Source organism: Pseudarthrobacter sp. S9 (assembly GCF_050156545.1).
Lineage (GTDB): Bacteria > Actinomycetota > Actinomycetes > Actinomycetales > Micrococcaceae > Arthrobacter.
Genome location: NZ_CP189576.1, coordinates 1,348,096 through 1,366,556, shown reverse-complemented (window position 1 = coordinate 1,366,556; position 18,461 = coordinate 1,348,096). Strand labels below are relative to the sequence as shown.

Genomic DNA, 18,461 nt, shown 5'->3' with positions numbered 1-18,461 from the left:
CTCAGAAATCCAACTCCTCGTCCGGGTCATTCACCGGGGACTCCACGGGGGAACGGCTGCCACGGCGCCTCGTGACGATCACACCCACGACGGCGCCGATCACCAACCCGACGCCGACGCCGATCAGCGAGCTGGCCCAGAATGGAAGCCCCGTGGCGGAGCCAGTGAAATATCCCAAGGCGACTGACCAGGTGGCCCAGAGGATGCCGCCGATGGCCGCGCAGAGGCTGAAGCCGCGGGTGGAGACGTTCGCGATGCCCGCCGCGGCCGTTGTCGCGAGCCGCCCGCCGGGGATGAACCGGATACCGATGATCGCCCCGTAGGTGGAGGACCGGCCCGCCCGGGCGATTGCAGCGTGCACGCCCGTGTGGAAGCTCCGCCCCCATTTCCAGCGGTCGAGCACATGGCTCAGGCGCCGCTTGAAGAGCTGGAAGACCATGAGGTCGCCGAGCCAAGAGGCCAGGGCGGCAAGGAGCACCACCAGGAAGCCGTTGGCGCGCCCGTCGGCGGAGAGCGCGCCGCCGGTGATGACCAGCATCTCGGAGGGGATAGGCGGGAAGATGGCGTCGCCTATGACGATCGGGATGATCCAGAAATAGATCGCGGCGCCCCAGCTGTCCGCATTGCCCAAGTCCATGGCCACAAGGTACCGCACTTCTGCTCTGGCGCCGGACTCCCGGTGACGGGGCCGCGGCTGGGTCAGAGGGCTTCGCTGAGCTGCAGCCCGCTGCGGTACTCGACAGGCCTGCCGGTGATGGGATCGACGAAGCGGATGCCGCGGGCCAGGAGCTGGAGCGGTTTGGTGTAGTCGTCCGGGGCTTTGTCCAGCAGGTCCGGGTAGAACGCATCGTTGACGATCCCCAGTCCCAGCGATGCCATGTGAACGCGGAGCTGGTGGGTCTTTCCCGAGTGCGGCTCAAGCCGGTACAGCGCCCGGCCTCGGGTCCCGGCGTCGGACTGGCCGCTTTCGTCGGCTGCGGCGTCGGCAGACCGGTCGGCGTCGAACGTCCTCAGCAGCTCGATCCGGGTTTCCGCGTTGGGTTCGCCGTCGATCACCTCGGCCAGCAGGTAGCTGCGGGACTTGGTCATCCGGTTGCGCACCACGACGGGGAAGTCGACGGCGGGGTGGCCGGGGGCAGGGACGGCGGCGGCCACGCACTCGTATTCCTTCTGGACCTGGCGCTTCTCGAAGAGCACTTGGTACTTGCCCCGGGTGTCGGGGTTGGTGGAGAGCAGCAGGATGCCGGCCGTCATACGGTCCAGGCGGTGCATGGGGATTAGCTCCGGCAGCTTGAGCTGGTTCCGGAGCCGGACCAGGGCGGACTCCTGGATGTAGGTGCCGCCGGGCGTGGTGGGCAGGAAGTGCGGCTTGTCCACCACCAGGAGGTGATCGTCCTGGTGCAGGATGTTGAGCTCCACCGGAATCCGGGTCTCCGGCGGGAGTGTGCGGTAGTACCAGATGAAGGTGTGGTCCCGCAGCGCGGTGGCGCGGTCCAGCGCGGTGCCGGCCTCGCCGACGATCTCCCCGGCGTCGAACCGGTCCTCGATGCCCTGGGGATCGATGTGCCCCCAGCGGTGCATCATGTATTCCATCGCGGTGTCCCAGGGCCCCTCGTCCGGGAGACGCAGGCGGGTCGCGTTGACGCCGTCGCGCACGGGGAGGGGGGATTGCATCACCGGTCCATTCTACTGGGCTGCCTGGCCGCCGTTTCGATGGTTCCCCGCCGGAAAGACGCTGCGAAGCATCGAGCCCGCAGGGGACCATCGAATCGGACAGCCGACGAGAAAAAAGTTCTTGACAAATAAAACTGTCGGTAGGCACACTTGGAGCATGTTGGACATCGAAGTGATCGAGGACCCGGCCGCGGCGGAGGCCTCGCTGGACCCCATCCGGACACGGATCCTGCGGGAACTCTCCGAGCCCGGGTCCGCCACGCAGCTCGCCGCGCGGGTGGGGCTGCCGCGGCAGAAGGTGAACTACCACCTGAAGGCTCTCGAGCGGCATGGGCTCGTGGAGCTCGTGGAGGAGCGCCGGAAAGGCAACGTCACGGAGCGCATCCTGCGGGCGACGGCGGCCTCCTACCTGATTTCGCCCGCCGCGCTGGCCTCCGTGGCGCCGGACCCGAACCGGTTCTCGGACCGCTTCTCCGCCTTCTGGCTGTTGGCGCTCGCCGGCCGCCTGGTCCAGGAAATGGGCCAGCTGATCGCCGGAGCCGCGGCGGCCAAACAGAAACTTGCCACGTTCGCCATCGACGGCGAGATCACCTTCCGCTCCTCCGCGGACCGGGCCGCCTTCGCCGAGGAGCTCGGCGTCGCCGTGACCCGGCTCGTGGACAAGTACCACGACGGCGGGACCGGTACTCCGGCGGGCAGCCCGGCGGGCACTCCGGCGGGTGGCGGGCGCAAGCACCGGCTCGTCGTCGCGCTTCATCCAGCACTCAAGGCATCACCCACAACCACATCAGCAAAGGAGCAGGACAATGACTGACAAGCGGAATTTCGAGATTGTTTACGACACCGAACTGCCCGGCACCCCGGAACGGGTCTGGGAAGCGGTCACCAAGGACACCCCGGCCTGGATGTTCCCCACGGACGAGTGGCCGGCCGTCCGGACGGTGGATGAGTACCCCGCGCATCTGGTGTCCCGGATGGAGGGTCCGGACGGCTGGTTCAACCAGTTGGAGCACGTGCTGGAACCGCTCGACGGCGGCCGTGCCCGCCTGCACTACGTCCACAGCGGCATCTTCGCCGACAACTGGGACGAACAGTACGACGGCGCCAGCAAGCACACCGAGTTCTATCTGCACACCCTGGGCCAGTACCTGAAGTACTTCGACGCCAGGCCCGTGGTGTTCACGGACATCCAGGCCCCTGCGGCGTCGCAGGCGCCGGACGGGTTCGCGCGGCTCAAGAAGGCAATGGGCGTGGACGGCTCTGCGACGGGCGACACCGTGGAGCTGAAGCTCGACGGCGTCGGGCGGCTCTCCGGCGAAGTGGACTTCTCCAACGAGAACTTCCTGGGCCTGCGGACGGCCGATGCGATGTACCGGTTCTTCGGCCGCAACGCGTTCGGGGCCCCGGTGGGCATGACCGTCCATGACTTCAGCGGCCGCGGGGACTCAGAGGCCACGGCCAAGGACTGGGGCGGCTTCCTCGGGAAGGTCTTCGCCTAGGCTGGCGGCCCCGCCGCCGGCAGCAGGTCAGGCGATGGCAGCGGCGGGCGCAGCTGCGAGGTTCCGCCGCAGCTGCGGCGCAACCTCCAGTCGGTTCTGGGCCGAACGCAGGGCCACGACCGCGGTCTCGAGCTGCTCCGGCGGCAGGGTGAACGGCACCCGGAGGTAGTGCTCAAAGGCGCCGCCCACGCCAAACCTGGGTCCGGCGGCGAGTCGGATGCCGAAGTCCGGCGCGATCACCGCCAGCGCCGTGCTGATGGGAACGGGCAGGCGGCACCAGACGGACAGGCCGCCGTCGGGCCTTTCGGTCTGCCAGGTCGGCAGATGCTCGGCGATAAGTGCGAGGAGGATGTCCCGGTTGTCGCGGAGCGCCGCGAGCCGCGCCGGGAGGGGCTCCGAGAGCGCATTGACCAGATGGGCTGCCGCCAGTTGTTCGACCACCGGACCGCCGAGGTCCATGGTGGTGCGGGACGCGGCGAAGCGCTGGATGAGGGGCTCGCCGGCACGGATCCAGCCGGTCCGCAGTCCGGCCCAGTGGGACTTGCTGAGCGAACCGATTGACACCACTGCCGGGCTGAATGCGGCCAGCGGCGTGGAGGGGGCGGCGTCGAGGTTCAGCTCCCGCAGCGTCTCGTCGACCACCAGGACGGTGCCGGACGCGGCCGCCGCCCGGACCAGCCGGCGCCGCTGCGGATCGGACATCAGCCGCCCGGTGGGGTTGTGGAAGTCCGGCACCACGTAGGCCATCGCCGGCCGCTGTTGCTGCAGGGCGGCCTCCATCGCGTCAAGATCCCAGCCGGTGTACCCGTCGCTGTTGGCCGGTGGCAGGGCCACCGGAACGGGCAGGCAGCCTGCGGCACGGATGGCGTCGAGGGCGTTCGGGTAGCTGGGGTGTTCAACCAGCACTTTGTCCGACCGGCCCGCGAGCGTGCGCAGCACGATGTTCAGGGCATGCTGCGCGCCGGAGGTCACCAGGATCTGCCCGGCGGTGGTGGGCACCCCGGCGGCCGAATACTGCGCCGCGATCGCCGCCCGGAGCGCTCCCACTCCGAGGGCGTCGTAGCCGAAGCCCGGCAGCAGCGCCGGCAGCTCCGTCAGCGCGGAGGCAAAGGCCCGGTGCACCACCTCGCCGCTGGCGGGCAGGGACGCATAGGCAAGATCCAGCAGCCCGTCCGGGACGGCCAGGCCCGGGGCGCCGCTGAGGTCGGATCCTCCGTTCGGGCCAGCGCCGTCGCGGCTGGCGCCCCCGGGCCCGCGATGCGGGATGCAGGTCCGGCCCCGGCTGCCCTGGCCGCTGCTGAGGAAGCCCTGCTCCCGCAGCGAGGAGTACGCGGCGGTCACCGTGGTGCGGCTGACGCCAAGCGTTTCCGCCAGTGAGCGTTCGCTCGGCAGCGCGACGTCCAGCGGGACGCGGCCGTCCAGGACCAGCAGTCGTACGACGTCGGCCAGCTCGCGGTAGGCGGGGGTGGCGCCGAGGTTCCACTTGCCCAGGAGGCGGGCGAGGGAACTGGGATTAAGGGAACCGGACATGAAGCCAGTATCTCAAACTGGATATGGATTACAAGGCCAGTTTTGCCGGAGGATGGAGTCCATGATGACCCGCAGACTCCTCCAGCTTCTTATCGGCCTCGCCATGTACGGCGTATCCCTGGCGATGTTCATCCGGGCGGGACTCGGATTGGATCCCTGGGATGTCTTCCACCAGGGCCTCGCCAGCAAGTCCGGCCTGAGCATCGGCACGGTGGTGGTCATTGTCAGCTTCCTGGTGCTGCTCCTCTGGATACCGCTCCGGCAGTGGCCAGGCTTCGGCACGCTGTCCAACGCCGTACTGGTGGGAGTCTTCGCGGATGTCGGCCTGGCCCTGATCCCGGAGTTCTCGCATCTTGGTGGACAGATCGGCATGCTCGCGGGAGCGGTGCTGCTCAACGGCATCGCGTCGGCCTGCTACATCGGCGCCCGCCTCGGCCCCGGCGCCCGGGACGGTCTCATGACGGGACTGGCCCGGCGCACGGGATGGTCGGTGCGGACGTCCCGGACGGGTATCGAATTGGTGGTACTGGGTGCCGGCTGGCTGCTGGGCGGTTCCGTCGGGGTGGGGACAGCGGTCTACGCCCTGGCCATCGGCCCGCTGGTGCAGTTGCTGTTGCCGCGGTTCACCGTGCCTGAGCCGAAAGCGCCCAAGCTGCAGACCACGTCCGAACAGATGCCCGGGGGAGCCTCCGAGGATCCTGACGCTCTGCCGGCGACGGCGTAGGCTGCCTGCCGGCTCTGTTGCCGCTAGGCGTGCAGGGCCGGATAGGGTTGGCAGGTGGGGCAGTAGTAGATGTCCCGTTCTTCGGTTCCGGTTCCGGTTGCGGCCGCCTTGGCCAGGGCACCGCGGCGCACCGGGGTTCCGCACTTGAGGCAGGGCTGGTGCTCCCGGCGGTAGACCCAGTAGCCGGGCAGCCCGGACGTCCGGCCGGCGGGCTGGCCGCGCGGATTGAGCACGGTGGTGCGCCGGCCGGGCCCAAGATTGGCTTCCAGCAGGACCTTGGCGTGCATGATCACGGCCGGCAGGTCACGCACCGCCGAAACCAGTGAGGCCGGATGGACCCCCGAGAGGAAACAGGCCTCGCAGCGGTAAATGTTTCCGATGCCCGCGAGGTTCCTCTGATTCAGCAGGGCGACGCCGATCGGGACGTCCGGGGCAGCTCGAATCCGGCGTTCGGCCTCGGCCATGTCCCAGTCCGGGCCCAGGAGATCGGGCCCGAGGTGCCCCACAACCGAGTCCTCCTCCGAGGTGCGGACGACTTCCAGGATGCCGAGCGAAAACCCGACGGCGTCGGCCGCCGCGGTCCGCAGCACGCAGCGGACGGTGAAGCCGGGCTTCCGCCAGCGGCCGCCGGGCGGGTAGACCTGCCACGCACCTTCCATTTTCAGATGCGAGTGGATGGTCAGCCGGTCCCGTTCCTCCGGACTGCGGACTGCTGGCCCCTGTCCTGCTGATCCCTGTTCAGCCCGACCCTGTTCTGCTGAGCCGTGCCCTCCCGGACCCTGGAGCCGCATGAGCAGGTGCTTGCCGCGGGGCACCACCTCCTGCACAATCCAGCCGTCGAGCTTGAGTGTGGCGAAGCGCGGCACCCGGAAGTCGGAGGAGATGAGCTGCTGGCCCGCGAGAGCGGCGTGCAGCTGCGCGGCGGCGCGGAACACCGAGTCGCCCTCAGGCACGGATTCTCAGTCCCTTCGGGGTGGAGTAGGCGCCGGCGCGGGCGAGGGCGGCGGCGATGGGCGTGTCCAGGATGCCGTGGCCGTTGACCTTTTCCATGATCAGCTTGTCCACCGCCCCGCGGGTCACGACCCCCACCAGCGCGGCGCCGGCCGCGGCCAGGATCCCGGCGTCGTCGCTGAACGCCAGCAGGGTCTTGCCGCCGCGTTCCACGTAGAGGACGAGGGCGCCGTCGACGAGCACCACGAGGGCCCCGGCCTTCCGGCCCGGACGGTGGCCGGTGCCGGCTTCGGCGTTGAGGGCAGGCCAGGGCAGGGCGGCGCCGTAGGGGTTCGCGGGGTCCGTCGCAGCGAGGGCCAGCGCGGCGGGCTCGGGCTTGGACAGCTGCGTGTCCTCGGCAAAGGACCGCAGCCGGTCCACGGTGGCGGGGACGGCAAACTGGGCCGCGCCGAGATGCTCGATGAAGTAGCCGCGCCGGCACCGTCCGGCTTCTTCCAGCCGGGCGAGCACCTTGTACATCAGGCCGAAGCCGCCCAGGATGTTCTCCGCCATGACCGAGCCGCGGGTGACCACACCGTACCGGTCCAGCAGGAGTTCCGCGGTGGCCCGGGCATGGATGGTGGGATCCAGCTCGGGGGCGGGCAGGGCGGACCAGCGTCCGGCGGCCAGGGGGGCAGCGGGCGTGGTGCCGCTGACGGAGCCGTAGCGGCCGCCGGTGAGCCCCGGTGACCCGAGCAGGCCGGTGCCGTGGGCGCGCCCCAGCCGGCTCAGCCGGGGGCGCGCGCCCGCGGCGCGCGCGATACCTGCCGGTGGGCCGTGTGGCCGCCGGCAATCATCGCGCGGACCGGGGCGAAGGTATCGCCGGTGATCCGGCCCGCCCAGGCTAGGTCCCAGAGCGCCGAGACCACCTGCTGGTCACTGAGTACGGAGTCCATGCCGCCGGCGATCTCCGTCAGTTGCCGGAAGAAGTAGCCTCCGCCGTTGTTCCGCAGATGGTCCAGCAGCCGCTGCTGCGCGTCGCCGGGCTCAAAGTCCACCGCCGGGTTCAGGGTCAGTTCTGCCGAGTCGGCAAGATGCAGGCTCACCCAGCCGTCATTTCCCGGCAGGGAGCCGGCGCCGGACCAGAGGACCTCACCGGCCGCCATGAGTTCGTCCAGCATGGCGGGCTGGTAGTCGGCCACCCGGGTGGCCAGGATCAGGGGCTCCCACGCGGAGGCCGGAATGGGCACGCCGGAGAGCTGGTCGACGGCCGTGATGATCCCGTCCAGCCCGCGGAGCGCCGACTGGCTGCGGCGGCTGCCGGGCGTGCGGACGTTCTGCCAGGCAGGGAGGAAGCGGCCGTATGCGGCGGCGTCGACGGGCTCGACTTCGGCGCGCAGCGCGGCGAGCGACCGGCGGCGGAGCTTGCGCAGCACCTCGGCGTCGCACCATTCGCTGACCCCGGCCAGCGCCGGGGCGGTCGGAACGGCTGGTGTCTGGGCGGCATCCGAGCCTGCACCAGCGCCGGCGTCCGCCGCTGCCGACGTCTCTTCCGGCGGTGAGGCATGGGGACGGAACTCTCCCTCCACCACGCGGCCGTCCGCGGCGAGCCGTTTCAGCGCAGTGCCGACGACGGCGACGCCGAGTCCCAGCCGGGCCGCGGCTTCGGTGGACGTGAAGGGACCGTGCGTGCGGGCGTAGCGCGAGACGAGGTCACCCAAGGGGTCCGCGACGGGTTCGATGAAGGCCAGGGGCACACCCATGGGCAGCGGGACGCCGAGGGCGTCGCGCAGCCGGGCGGCGTCCTCCACGGCGGCGAAACGCTCGACGCCGCCGACGTTCACCTTGATGGCGCGGTTGGCCCGCTGCAGAGCAACGAGGTGCCCGCGCGCGTCAGCCGCCGGGGTTTCGACAAGCTCAACCACCGGGCCGGGCCCAGCCGCCGGCGTTTCGACGGGCTCAACCACCGGCTCGAGCCGGGCTGCGACCTCCTCCGGCGTGAGCGGGCCCAGGAGGCGGAGCAGGTCAGCAACCCCTTCCAGACCGCGCACCTTCCGGTCCCGTGCCAGCCGCTGCAGCTCCCGTTCGGTGGCCTCAATGACCCTTGCGTCGAGCAGTTCACGTAGCTCCACACGCCCGAGGAGCTCGTTGAGCAGGGTCGAATCCAGCGCCAGCGCGGCGGCCCGGCGCTCTGCGAGCGGGGAGTCGCCTTCGTAGAGGAACTGCGCGACGTAGCCGAACAGCAGGGACTTGGCGAAGGGGGAAGGCTGCTGCGTCGTGGTCTGCACGATCCGCAGCTCGTGGCGCTCGACGGACGCGGCGATGTCTTTCAGGGCCGGAAGATCGTAGACATCCTGCAGGCATTCGCGCACGGTCTCGAGCACAATCGGGAACGCCGGGTACTTCCGGGCGACGTCCAGCAGCTGGGCGGAGCGCTGCCGCTGCTGCCACAAGGGCTGCCGCTTGCCCGGGTTCTGCCTGGGCAGGAGCAGGGCCCGGGCGGCGCACTCGCGGAACCGGGAGGCGAAGAGGGCGCTCCCGCCGACCTCCGCCGTCACGATCTGCTCCAGTTCCTCGGGGTCGAAGAGGAACAGCTCGGCCCCGGGGGGCTCGTCCTCCATCATCGGCACGCGCAGCACGATGCCGTCGTCGGCGGCCATGGCGGAGCCGTCCATCCCGTAGCGCTGGTGCAGGCGCTGGCCCACGGCCAGCGCCCACGGCGCGTGCACCGGCATGCCGAAGGGGCTGTGCAGCACCACCCGCCAGTCGCCGAGCTCATCGTGGAAGCGCTCCACCACGAGGGTGGTGTCGCTGGGGACCACCTCGGTGGCCAGCTTTTGTTCGGCGAGGTACTGGATGAGGTTGTTGGCGGCGAAGTCGTCCAGGCCGCTGGCCTTGCAGCGTTCCATCGCCGGCCCGACGTCGGACGCTGAAAGCTCGCGCATGAACGCCCCCAGAGCGCGGCCCAGGTCCACGGGCCGGCCCAGGGAGTCGCCCTTCCAGAAGGGGAGCTTGCCGGGCTGGCCGAAGGCGGGGGACACCAGGACCCGGTCGTGGGTGATGTCCTCGATCTTCCAGCTCGTGGCGCCGAGGGCGAAGATATCGCCGACCCGGGATTCATAGACCATTTCCTCGTCGAGTTCGCCGACGCGGCGGCCGCCCTTGGCCGCGGCGGCGGCCGGACTGGCAGCCCGGCCGTCCGCTCCCGCCCCGCCGGCCGCACCGGTGCCTTCCACGTCGGTGCCGATGATGTAGACGCCGAACAGCCCGCGGTCCGGAATGGTGCCTCCGGAGGTGACGGCCAGCCGCTGGGCACCGGGGCGGCCCTCGATGGTCCCGGCGTTGCGGTCCCAGATGATCCGGGGCCGTAGTTCGGCGAATTCGTCCGAAGGGTAGCGACCGGCTAGCAGGTCCAGGGTGGCTTCGAAGGCGGAGCGGGGGAGCGAGGCGAAGGGCGCGGACCGCCGGACCGTGGAGAACCATTCCTCCACATCAATAGCGCCCAGGGCGGTGGCCGCGACGGTCTGCTGGGCCAGGATGTCCAGCGGGTTGGCCGGAACACTGAGGCGTTCGATCTTGCCGCCGAGCATCCGTTCCACCGTGATGGCCGTGTGCACGAGGTCCGCCCGGTGCTTGGGGAACAACACGCCCTGGGAGATCTCGCCGACCTGGTGTCCGGCGCGGCCCACACGCTGCAGCCCGCTGGCCACCGACGGCGGGGACTCCACCTGCACCACGAGGTCCACGGCGCCCATGTCGATGCCGAGTTCCAGCGAGGACGTGGCCACGACGCAGCGCAGCCGCCCGGACTTGAGGTCGTCCTCAATCAGGGCGCGCTGGTCCTTGGACACGGAACCGTGGTGCGCCCTGGCCAGCACGGGGTCGGCGCCGGCGGTGCTGCCGGCCTGGGCCATCATGTGCGCCGGCGTCGCGGTTGAAGTCGCCGTCGTGGTCGACGCCGTTAGTGCTGCGCCGCCGCCGGGCGGCGTCTCGAAGTCCGCGGCCCCGGCGCCAAACTCATCCCAGCCGCCGCCCGCAGCCATCAGCTGGCGCTCGGCGTAGATCTCGTTCAGCCGGGCGGTCAGCCGTTCGGCAAGCCGGCGGGAGTTGGCGAACACGATGGTGGACTGGTTGGCCAGCACCAGGTCCACGATCTTCTCCTCCACATGAGGCCAGATCGATGCCTGCGGCTGGAGCCCGGACGCCGGACCGGAATCGAACGCCCCGGCGGCGCCCGGGAGATCGGACATGTCTTCCACAGGGACGGAGACGGTCAGGTCCCAATTCTTCTTCGACGGCGGGGCCACGATTTCCACCGGTGCCGAGCCGGCCAGGAACTGCGCGACGAGCTCCTTGGGCTCGACCGTGGCCGAGAGCCCGATCCGCTGCGCGGGTTTCGGCAACAGCGCATCTAGGCGCTCCAGCGACACCGCCAGATGCGCGCCGCGCTTGGTGCCCGCCACGGCGTGGACCTCGTCCACGATGATCGTGTCCACCTCGCTCAGCGTCTCCCGCGCTTTGGACGTGAGCATGAGGAACAGCGATTCGGGCGTGGTGATGAGGATGTCCGGCGGGTGGCTGAGCAGCGAGCGGCGGTCCGACGCCGGTGTATCCCCGGACCGGACGCCCGCGGAGATCAGCGGTGCGGGCAGTCCCAGGCGTTTGGCGGTCTGGGTGATGCCGATCAGCGGGGCGCGGAGGTTCCGTTCGACGTCGACGCCCAGCGCCTTGAGCGGTGAGATGTACAGCACGCGGGTTTTCCGCTTCGGCGCCTTCCGCCGGGTGCCCTTCACGGCGTCGAGGCCGGGCAGCTCCTCCTCGGGTTCGGCCGGGGCCGAGACCTGCAGCCTGTCCAACGCCCAGAGGAAGGCCGCTAGCGTCTTGCCGGAGCCCGTGGGCGCCACCACGAGGGCGTGTGAACCGGAGGAGATCGCGTTCCAGGCGCCGTTCTGGGCGGGGGTGGGCGCGGAAAAAGCGCCCAGGAACCAGTCCCGGGTCGGCCGACTGAACCGGTCCATGGCGTCGGCCGCTAGTGGGCCGCCGGCGGGCTCCTGCCCCTTCATTCCTCCATCATGCCCTACGGCACCGACACTATTCGGCGGGCAGCATTCCGGGCCCAGCCTGGGTATCCGGTGGGACCGGACGCCGGATGCTACTTGGCCTGGAAAGCCCCAATAGTCAGCAGATCGATGCCTGTGTTGCTGCAGGCGTCCCGGGGATCGGCGACGAACAGGGACACGGTGTCGTCCGGCGGGTAGATCCGGAAGCCGGCCGCCGGGGTCCGGGTGCAGTCCGGGTAGTTGCCGGCCTGCGTATAGCGCAGGGTAGCGGTGCCCGCCTGACCCGGCGCTAGCAGTACATCGGTGACGGGGGTGGAGTCGTCACGGGTCGCGGCGGCACCGATGGGATCGCCGTTGGCGTCAGCGGTCAGGGAGATCCCGGCGTAGCCCTTGAGCAGACAGGGCTCGGCTCCGGAGTTCGTCAGGATCAGCTGCAGGTAGACGCTGCCGGCGGCGCCGCCGCCGGTGGAATCGGTGGTGGCAGTCAGGCTGGCGGCCGTGCACAGCGCGGTGCCGGACTGAGTGGACGCCGGCGAGGGGGGAGTCGACGTCGGCTGGGCTGTGTCAGTGCCGGCAGTGCTGGGCGTGCTCGAGGAGCTTGCCGTGGGAGCCACCGTTTCGCTGGCAGCCTGGGCCTGCGGCTTGCTGGCCCCGCAGCCGCTAAGCAGGAGCACTGCCGCGGCAGCCGCCGTCGTGAGTGCCAGTCCGTTTTTGATTCGCTGAGTCGTCATGGCACCACTCTTGCGCCCCCCGTTGCCTTAGTCAACGACGCCACGACGGCGGCGCCTGATTTGATGCCCGGATTGTGATTTCCGGGCATCAACCGAGGTCAGCTATTCCCCGGGCGTCGCGTCGGGGAGCCCGGGGACGGCCTGCCGCTAGTCCGTTTCGGGGCCCGAGCAGTAGTGGCAGTCATCCGGGCAGGATGCGTTGACCGCGGGCCATGCGTCCATGCCGGCGAGTGTGCCACGCGGGGCGCTGGACTTCTGCGCTATGGCTGCCGGCGCGTCAGTGACCCGCATGGTCTGCTCCTTCGGGATCGGCGACGGTCAGCTGGTAGCCATCGCCAACATGGAACAGCTGCCGGCGGCCCGGTGCCGACATGACCCACACGACGGCGCCGTCGGCGGTCCGGTTGTCCACGCGGCCCGTGTGCTCGACGCGGCCATTCTTGAGGAGCTGGACGGCGTCGCCGATCTCGACGTCATCCCAGTGGGCGGGGCTGCTGACTGCCCGGTTTTTCTGCAAAGTCACGATGATTCCTGGAGGTCACTGATGGGGGAACGTTGATGTGACTTAGCTAACCGCGGGAAGGTGCCTCCGCTCAATGGGCCAAATGACTGAGACAACGCCTCCGCGTTGTGCAGGCGTCCAGCCGCTAGGGTTTGCGGCCCAGCCACCGGAACGTGGGCGGCGGAACTGCCCGCGCACCGGTGGTCCCGCCGTCATTGCCGTGCCGACGCCGGGCCAGCTCCAGGGCGAGGCTCTCTTGGCCACGGGCCATTGCCCAGCGGTGGTTGGCGGCGAAGGCCGGTTTAAGCAGCCAGCTCAGCCGCCGCAGCAGCGGTTTTGCGGCACTGACGCGCCAGTCGTACGTGACGACGGTTTCCGGCCCGTCCTGCTCGAAGGTCCAGCGGCCCGTTCCGTTCAGGTCTCCGGCCGCCGTGATCGCGAAACCGCGGCTTGTGACCGGCTCGGTGACGGTCAGCGTCCATCGAAGCGTGTAGGGCAGCCAGCCTTTCGTGTGAAGGCGCACGGGCCGGGGGATGCCGGACTGGCGGTTCCCGGCGTCTGGTGCCGGCTCGACGCCGAGGTAGACGGACGGCCACCAGAGCGGAAGCGTGGTGGTGTCGCCGAGGATGGCCGCGACCTCCTCTGCGGTGCCCGCCACGCGCCACACGGTCTGGAATTCGTAGTCTGCGCTGCCCATCGGGGCCTCCCGGAAATGATGACTTGCCTGCGGCGAATCCCCGGCTGGCGCGGATCGATGCACCAGACCGTACTCAGAAGGGTGCAGCCGGTCAATGGGGGGCGAGCCGGGCAGGGGCCGCCGGGGCGGTGCCCGTCAGCCCTGCGTCGAGGCCCTGACTATCAGTTCCGGCGGAAATACCACTTGGCTGGGTTCAAACCCGTCCTCCGAGCTCGCCTCGCGCAGCAGCAGCTCCAGCGCGGTGGAGCCGATGAGGGCGCTCGGCTGCCGGATGGATGACAGCGGCACGACGGCGGCGGCTGCGAACTCGATGTCGTCGTAGCCGATCAGGGCGATCTCCTGCGGAACCTTCACGCCACCCATCAGCATCAGCCCCTGCAGTACACCCACGGCGAGCAGGTCGTTGGCCGCGAAGATGGCATCCGGGCGTTCGGCTGCGGGCCGGAACCGGATGGCCTCCCCTGCGGCCCTGCCCGAGAGCACGGTCAAGGATTCCGCTTCGATGACCTCGAGGGTTGCATCTCCCGCGGCCTGGATCGCCTTCCGCGCCCCGGACAAGCGGTCTGCCACCTGACGGATGCTTGCCGGACCGCCCACGAACGCGATCCGCCGCCGGCCCAGCGACAACAGATGGGCGACAGCCATTTCGCCGCCCGCCAGGTCATCCACGGCTACTGAGGAGAAGCTCAGGTTGTCGGTCTGCCGATCCACGAGCACCGTGGGGATTCCCCTGCGCCGGAGCTGCTCCAGCCTTGGGACTACGTTCCCGACCGGGGACAGCAGGACGCCCCTCACGCGCTGCTGCTCGAAGAGGTCCAGATAGGCGGATTCCCGCCCCGGATCCTCATTGCTGTTGCCCACCAGGACGATGAAATTCTCGGCGGCGGCGCGGTCTTCGGCGCCCCGGGCCAGATCCGTGAAGAAGGGGTTCGCGGCGTCCAGGACCACCAGGCCGATGCTGCGGCTCATGCCTGCGCGCAGCTGCCGTGCGGCGTCGTTCCGGACAAAGCCGAGTTTGTCGATGGCGGACTGGACCCGGGCCATGACCTCCGCGGACACTTTTTCCGGCCGGTTCAGCACGTTGGAGACCGTCCCGACTGAGACGCCGGCCAATGCCGCGACGTCCTTGACGCTGGCTGAAAACATTACCTGTGCTCCTGAAGGTGGACGTCGCCGCCGTGGAAGGCGAGCGGGGCGAACGCAAACTGCTCTCCTCAGGATACCCGCCCCGAGCCCACTTTGAACCCTTTCAATGAAACGAATCAAAATGGGCGAGTCATAGATACCTATTCCCTGTTGACGGCGACAGCCCAAGCCCCTATGATTCAAATCACAGCGCGTTATGAAACGATTCATTGCAGTGTTCACTAAGCCCCAAAGGTGCGGTCAATTTTATGCAGCAGACATATAGTTCCCGGTCCGGCCCCTCAGGGGGAGAGACCGTTCCGGTGCTCTCCCTCTCGCACGCCGCCAAGACCTTTGGTCCGGTGGTCGCCCTCGCCGACGGAACCATCCACATTCAAGCCGGCGAAATCCACGCACTGGTCGGGGAGAACGGCGCCGGCAAGTCCACGCTGGTCAAGATCCTCGCAGGCCTGCACCACCCGGATTCAGGGGATTTCAGGGTGGGCGGCGAGAGCGTCCAGTTCCGCAACGTTGCCGAGAGCAAGGACGCCGGAATCTCCGTCATCTACCAGGAACCCACGCTCTTTCCGGACCTGAGTGTCGCGGAGAACATCTTCATCGGCCGCCAGCCCAAGGGGCGCTTCGGGCTGATCAGCAAGGCGGCCATGGTCCGGGAGGCACACAAGCTGTTCGAGCGGCTCGGCGTCCCCATCGATCCGACCCGTATCGCAGAGGGCCTGTCCATCGCGGACCAGCAGATCATCGAAATCGCCAAGGCCATTTCGCTGGACGCCAAAGTCCTGGTGATGGACGAGCCCACCGCCGCCCTCAGCGGCGTGGAGGTGGACCGGCTGTTCGCCGTGGCGCGAAGCCTCCGGGACAAGGGGACCGGCCTCCTCTTCATTTCACACCGCTTCGACGAGGTCTTTGATCTGTGCGACCGGATCACCGTGATGCGGGACGGCCGGTATATCTCCACCCACCGGACCGCCGACGTGACCGTCGAGCAGATCGTCCGCGAGATGGTCGGCCGGGACATCGGAGCCCTGTTCCCCAAGACAGTTGCGGAGATCGGGGAGGTGGTCCTGGAAGTGGAAGGGCTCAGCCGCGCCGGAGTCTTCCGCGATATCAGCTTCGAGGTCCGCGCTGGGGAGATCGTCGCACTCGCCGGCCTCGTGGGCGCCGGCCGAACCGAGGTTGCCCGTGCCGTGTTCGGGATCGACCCCTACGACGCCGGTGAGATCACCTTCGAGGGACGCAAACTCAAGCCCCGGGATCCCCAGGCGGCGATTACCGCGGGAATGGGCTTCGTCCCTGAGGACCGCCGCAAGCAGGGCCTGGTCATGAACCTGTCGGTGGCCCGGAATGTCACACTCACGCTGCGCAACAAGTTTGCGACTGCGGGTCTGATCAACGGCGCAGCGGAACGCCGCGCAGCCCAGGACTGGAGCAAGCGGCTCCAGGTCAAGACCGGCTCGCAGGAGCACGCCGTCTCCACACTCTCCGGCGGAAACCAGCAAAAGGTGGTGCTCGCCAAATGGCTGGCCACCGACCCGCGGCTGCTGATCATTGATGAGCCGACCCGAGGCATCGATGTCGGAACCAAGAGCGAGGTCCACCGGCTCATTTCCGACCTCGCGGGGCGGGGGATCGCCATTCTGATGATCTCGTCCGAACTGCCCGAGGTGCTCGGCATGGCGGACCGGGTCCTGGTCATGCGCGAGGGCCGGATCACCGCCGAACTTAACCGCGCCGATGCGAATCCCGAATCCGTCATGCACGCAGCAACGTCTTCCGCAGGAGGAACCCCGTGAGCTCAGCTCTGGACCACAAGAAAGCAACGACGACGGCGCCCGCCGCCGGCACCCGGGCCGCCGTCGCCTCGGTGTTGCGGCTGCGCGAGTTGCCCGTGCTGATCGCGCTGGCACTGCTGGTGCTCGTCACCTACGTGATCAACCCGCTGTTCCTCACCGCCCAGGGCGTGAAGGACCTGCTGCTGAACGCCACCATCATCATGATCCTGGCGGCGGGACAGACCCTGCTGATCATCACCCGGAACATCGACCTCTCTGTCGGTTCCATGCTGGGACTGGTTGCCTTCGGCACCGGTTCCATCTTCTCGGCGATGCCCGGTCTGCCGATCATCGCGGTCTTCGCGATCGGAATGGCCTTCGGGGCGTTGCTGGGCACTTTCAACGGCATCCTGGTGACTGTGGCCAAAGTGCCTGCCCTGGTCATCACCCTCGGGACGCTTTACGTGTTCCGCGGCCTGAACAACGCCTGGGCAGGCGGCAAGCAGTTCTTTGCCGGTGACCGGCCGGACGCCTTCGGCGCCCTCTCGGTGAACACCGTGCTGGGGTTCCCCATCATCACGTTGCTGGCCGTCGTCGTCGTCATCGCAGTGGCCGTCTACATGTCCGGCACCCGTCCGGGCCGTGACCTGTACGCCATCGGCTCGGACCCGGATGCGGCCACGGCCTTCGGCATCAAGGTGTCCAAGCGCGTGTTCCTGGCCTTCCTGGCCAACGGGGCCCTCGCCGGCCTGGCCGGCGTGCTCTACGCCAGCCGCTTCAACTCCGTCGGCGCCACCACCGGCACCGGCATGGAACTGACTGTGGTGGCGGCCGCCGTCGTCGGGGGCGTGGCCATCTTCGGCGGCAGCGGATCCGTGGCGGGGGCGGCCCTCGGCGCCGTGCTCCTGACAACCATCACCAGCTCCCTGACCGCCCTGCGGGTCGACAAGTTCTGGCAGCAGGCCATCGTCGGCGTGCTGATCCTCACCGCCATTATCATCGACCGCGTGGCAAGCCTGCGCACAGCCAAGAAACTGCGGATAAGCGAGGCTCGGAATGTCTGAAACCACGTCGACCACCAGCACTGCGTCAGCCCCTGAAGTTGACAGCACCAAGCCGCTGGCCAGCGAGCCGAAGGGCCGGACCGGCGCCGCGCGGATCCTGACAGGCCGTGACGCCATCACGATCTACGCCCTGGCCGGCTTCCTGATCTACGCGGCCATCGCGATTCCGCGCTTCGCCTCACCGGTCACCACCGGATTCCTGCTCCTGGACGTGATCCCGGTCCTGCTGATCGCCATGCCGATGACGCTGATCATCGTCACGGGCGAAATCGATCTTTCCGTCGCCAGCACCGCCGGACTGACCAGCGCCCTGATGGGCGTCCTGTGGGCCGGCGGCATGGACATCTGGCTGGTCCTGGCGATCAGCCTGCTGGCCGGAATAGCCGCCGGAATGTTCAACGGGTTCCTGATCGCCGTCCTCGGACTGCCGTCACTGGCGGTCACGATCGGCACCCTGGCATTGTTCCGCGGCCTGGCCCTCGTGATCATCGGCGACAACGCCGTGGCCAACTTCCCGAAGGCGCTGACAGCGTTCTTCACCTCCAAACTCGGCGGCACCGGAATCCCGACAGTCATGATCGGCGTCGTCCTGGTGATGATCTTCTTCGGGGTGCTGCTGCACTTCACGCCCTTCGGACGCGGGCTCTTCGCGATGGGCTACAGCAAGGAAGCCGCCAGCTTTGTCGGCATCAAGGTGGCCCGCAGCAAGTTCTGGCTCTACGTGGGATCCGGCGCCGTGTCAGCGCTGGCCGGCATCTACTGGACGCTGCGCTACACGAGTGCCCGAAGTGACAACGCCTCCGGCCTGGAACTGGCGGTCATCGCCGCCGTCTTGCTGGGCGGGGTGTCGATCTTCGGCGGCAAGGGGTCCATCCCCGGCGTTATCGCCGGGGTCCTGCTGATCGGGACGCTCAACTACGCCCTCCGCCTGGCCCGGGTTTCCGACGTCGTCCTCATCACGGTGACCGGCCTGCTGCTGATCCTCTCCGTGGTGGCGCCGAGCATCGGCTCCGCCATCAAACAATGGCGGCACACCCGGCGCGTCCGCCGAAGCTTCAGCCAGAAACCAAGCTGAAAACCTCACACCAGCACTACAGCAACCGTGCCCGCCTGGGATCGGATGTACCTACCG

General features: G+C 68.9%; 17 protein-coding genes. 6 read left to right on the top strand and 11 right to left on the bottom strand.

Annotated features, from left to right (window positions below):
* Position 1: 1 nt before the first annotated feature.
* A complete protein-coding gene (locus ACQCSY_RS06360) occupies positions 2-637 on the bottom strand; it encodes a DedA family protein (RefSeq protein WP_427134128.1) in 636 nt (211 codons plus the stop codon).
* A 62-nt stretch (positions 638-699) separates the two neighbouring features.
* Positions 700-1,674 (bottom strand): RluA family pseudouridine synthase, encoded by a 975-nt coding sequence (locus ACQCSY_RS06355; RefSeq protein WP_427135709.1) that lies wholly within the window; start codon positions 1,672-1,674, stop codon positions 700-702.
* A gap of 157 nt (positions 1,675-1,831) precedes the next feature.
* Between ACQCSY_RS06355 and ACQCSY_RS06350 the strand changes: the two genes are divergently transcribed.
* Positions 1,832-2,488, top strand: coding sequence for a helix-turn-helix domain-containing protein (locus ACQCSY_RS06350; RefSeq protein ID WP_427134126.1), 657 nt, complete (start codon positions 1,832-1,834; stop codon positions 2,486-2,488).
* The gene (locus ACQCSY_RS06345) at positions 2,481-3,173 is read left to right on the top strand and encodes an SRPBCC family protein (protein WP_427134124.1); all 693 of its coding nucleotides are present in this window, start codon (positions 2,481-2,483) and stop codon (positions 3,171-3,173) included. Before ACQCSY_RS06350 ends, ACQCSY_RS06345 begins: the two co-directional genes overlap by 8 nt.
* A 27-nt stretch (positions 3,174-3,200) precedes the next feature.
* On the opposite strand, the gene ACQCSY_RS06340 is transcribed toward ACQCSY_RS06345, so the two are convergent.
* On the bottom strand, positions 3,201-4,703 hold the full coding sequence (locus ACQCSY_RS06340; RefSeq protein ID WP_427134123.1) for a PLP-dependent aminotransferase family protein: 1,503 nt from the start codon (positions 4,701-4,703) through the stop codon (positions 3,201-3,203).
* Between the two features lie 61 nt (positions 4,704-4,764).
* On the opposite strand from ACQCSY_RS06340, the gene ACQCSY_RS06335 reads away from it, so the two are divergent.
* Positions 4,765-5,427 carry a YczE/YyaS/YitT family protein gene (locus ACQCSY_RS06335; protein ID WP_427134121.1) on the top strand — a complete coding sequence of 221 codons (663 nt, stop codon included), beginning with the start codon at positions 4,765-4,767 and terminating at the stop codon, positions 5,425-5,427.
* Positions 5,428-5,450: 23 nt separating this feature from the next.
* Here the strand turns inward: ACQCSY_RS06335 and ACQCSY_RS06330 are convergent, their stop codons facing one another.
* The 8 genes from ACQCSY_RS06330 to ACQCSY_RS06295 all read right to left on the bottom strand — a co-directional run bounded on the left by ACQCSY_RS06330 (position 5,451) and on the right by ACQCSY_RS06295 (position 14,493).
* Positions 5,451-6,380 carry an Fpg/Nei family DNA glycosylase gene (locus tag ACQCSY_RS06330; protein WP_427134119.1) on the bottom strand — a complete coding sequence of 310 codons (930 nt, stop codon included), beginning with the start codon at positions 6,378-6,380 and terminating at the stop codon, positions 5,451-5,453.
* Positions 6,373-6,951 (bottom strand): Lhr family helicase, encoded by a 579-nt coding sequence (locus ACQCSY_RS06325; protein WP_427134117.1) that lies wholly within the window; start codon positions 6,949-6,951, stop codon positions 6,373-6,375. The genes ACQCSY_RS06330 and ACQCSY_RS06325 overlap by 8 nt, the downstream gene beginning before the upstream one ends.
* A gap of 194 nt (positions 6,952-7,145) precedes the next feature.
* A complete protein-coding gene (locus tag ACQCSY_RS06320; RefSeq protein ID WP_427134115.1) occupies positions 7,146-11,420 on the bottom strand; it encodes an ATP-dependent helicase in 4,275 nt (1,424 codons plus the stop codon).
* Positions 11,421-11,509: 89 nt separating this feature from the next.
* Entirely contained in the window at positions 11,510-12,148 is a 639-nt protein-coding gene (locus ACQCSY_RS06315; RefSeq protein WP_427134113.1) for a DUF4232 domain-containing protein, read from the bottom strand.
* Between the two features lie 147 nt (positions 12,149-12,295).
* Positions 12,296-12,439 carry a hypothetical protein gene (locus tag ACQCSY_RS06310; RefSeq protein WP_427134112.1) on the bottom strand — a complete coding sequence of 48 codons (144 nt, stop codon included), beginning with the start codon at positions 12,437-12,439 and terminating at the stop codon, positions 12,296-12,298.
* Positions 12,426-12,671 (bottom strand): hypothetical protein, encoded by a 246-nt coding sequence (locus ACQCSY_RS06305; protein ID WP_427134111.1) that lies wholly within the window; start codon positions 12,669-12,671, stop codon positions 12,426-12,428. Before ACQCSY_RS06305 ends, ACQCSY_RS06310 begins: the two co-directional genes overlap by 14 nt.
* Before the next feature lie 124 nt (positions 12,672-12,795).
* A complete protein-coding gene (locus ACQCSY_RS06300) occupies positions 12,796-13,347 on the bottom strand; it encodes an SRPBCC family protein (protein WP_427134109.1) in 552 nt (183 codons plus the stop codon).
* A 135-nt stretch (positions 13,348-13,482) separates the two neighbouring features.
* Positions 13,483-14,493: a LacI family DNA-binding transcriptional regulator gene (locus ACQCSY_RS06295; RefSeq protein ID WP_427134108.1), complete on the bottom strand. Its 1,011-nt coding sequence runs from the start codon at positions 14,491-14,493 to the stop codon at positions 13,483-13,485.
* A gap of 248 nt (positions 14,494-14,741) precedes the next feature.
* On the opposite strand from ACQCSY_RS06295, the gene ACQCSY_RS06290 reads away from it, so the two are divergent.
* The 3 genes from ACQCSY_RS06290 to ACQCSY_RS06280 are packed head-to-tail and all read left to right on the top strand — an operon-like array spanning position 14,742 to position 18,404.
* Positions 14,742-16,286, top strand: coding sequence for a sugar ABC transporter ATP-binding protein (locus tag ACQCSY_RS06290; protein WP_427134106.1), 1,545 nt, complete (start codon positions 14,742-14,744; stop codon positions 16,284-16,286).
* Positions 16,283-17,329: an ABC transporter permease gene (locus ACQCSY_RS06285; RefSeq protein ID WP_427134104.1), complete on the top strand. Its 1,047-nt coding sequence runs from the start codon at positions 16,283-16,285 to the stop codon at positions 17,327-17,329. Before ACQCSY_RS06290 ends, ACQCSY_RS06285 begins: the two co-directional genes overlap by 4 nt.
* Positions 17,322-18,404, top strand: coding sequence for an ABC transporter permease (locus ACQCSY_RS06280; RefSeq protein WP_427134102.1), 1,083 nt, complete (start codon positions 17,322-17,324; stop codon positions 18,402-18,404). Before ACQCSY_RS06285 ends, ACQCSY_RS06280 begins: the two co-directional genes overlap by 8 nt.
* The last annotated feature ends 57 nt before the right edge of the window (positions 18,405-18,461 follow it).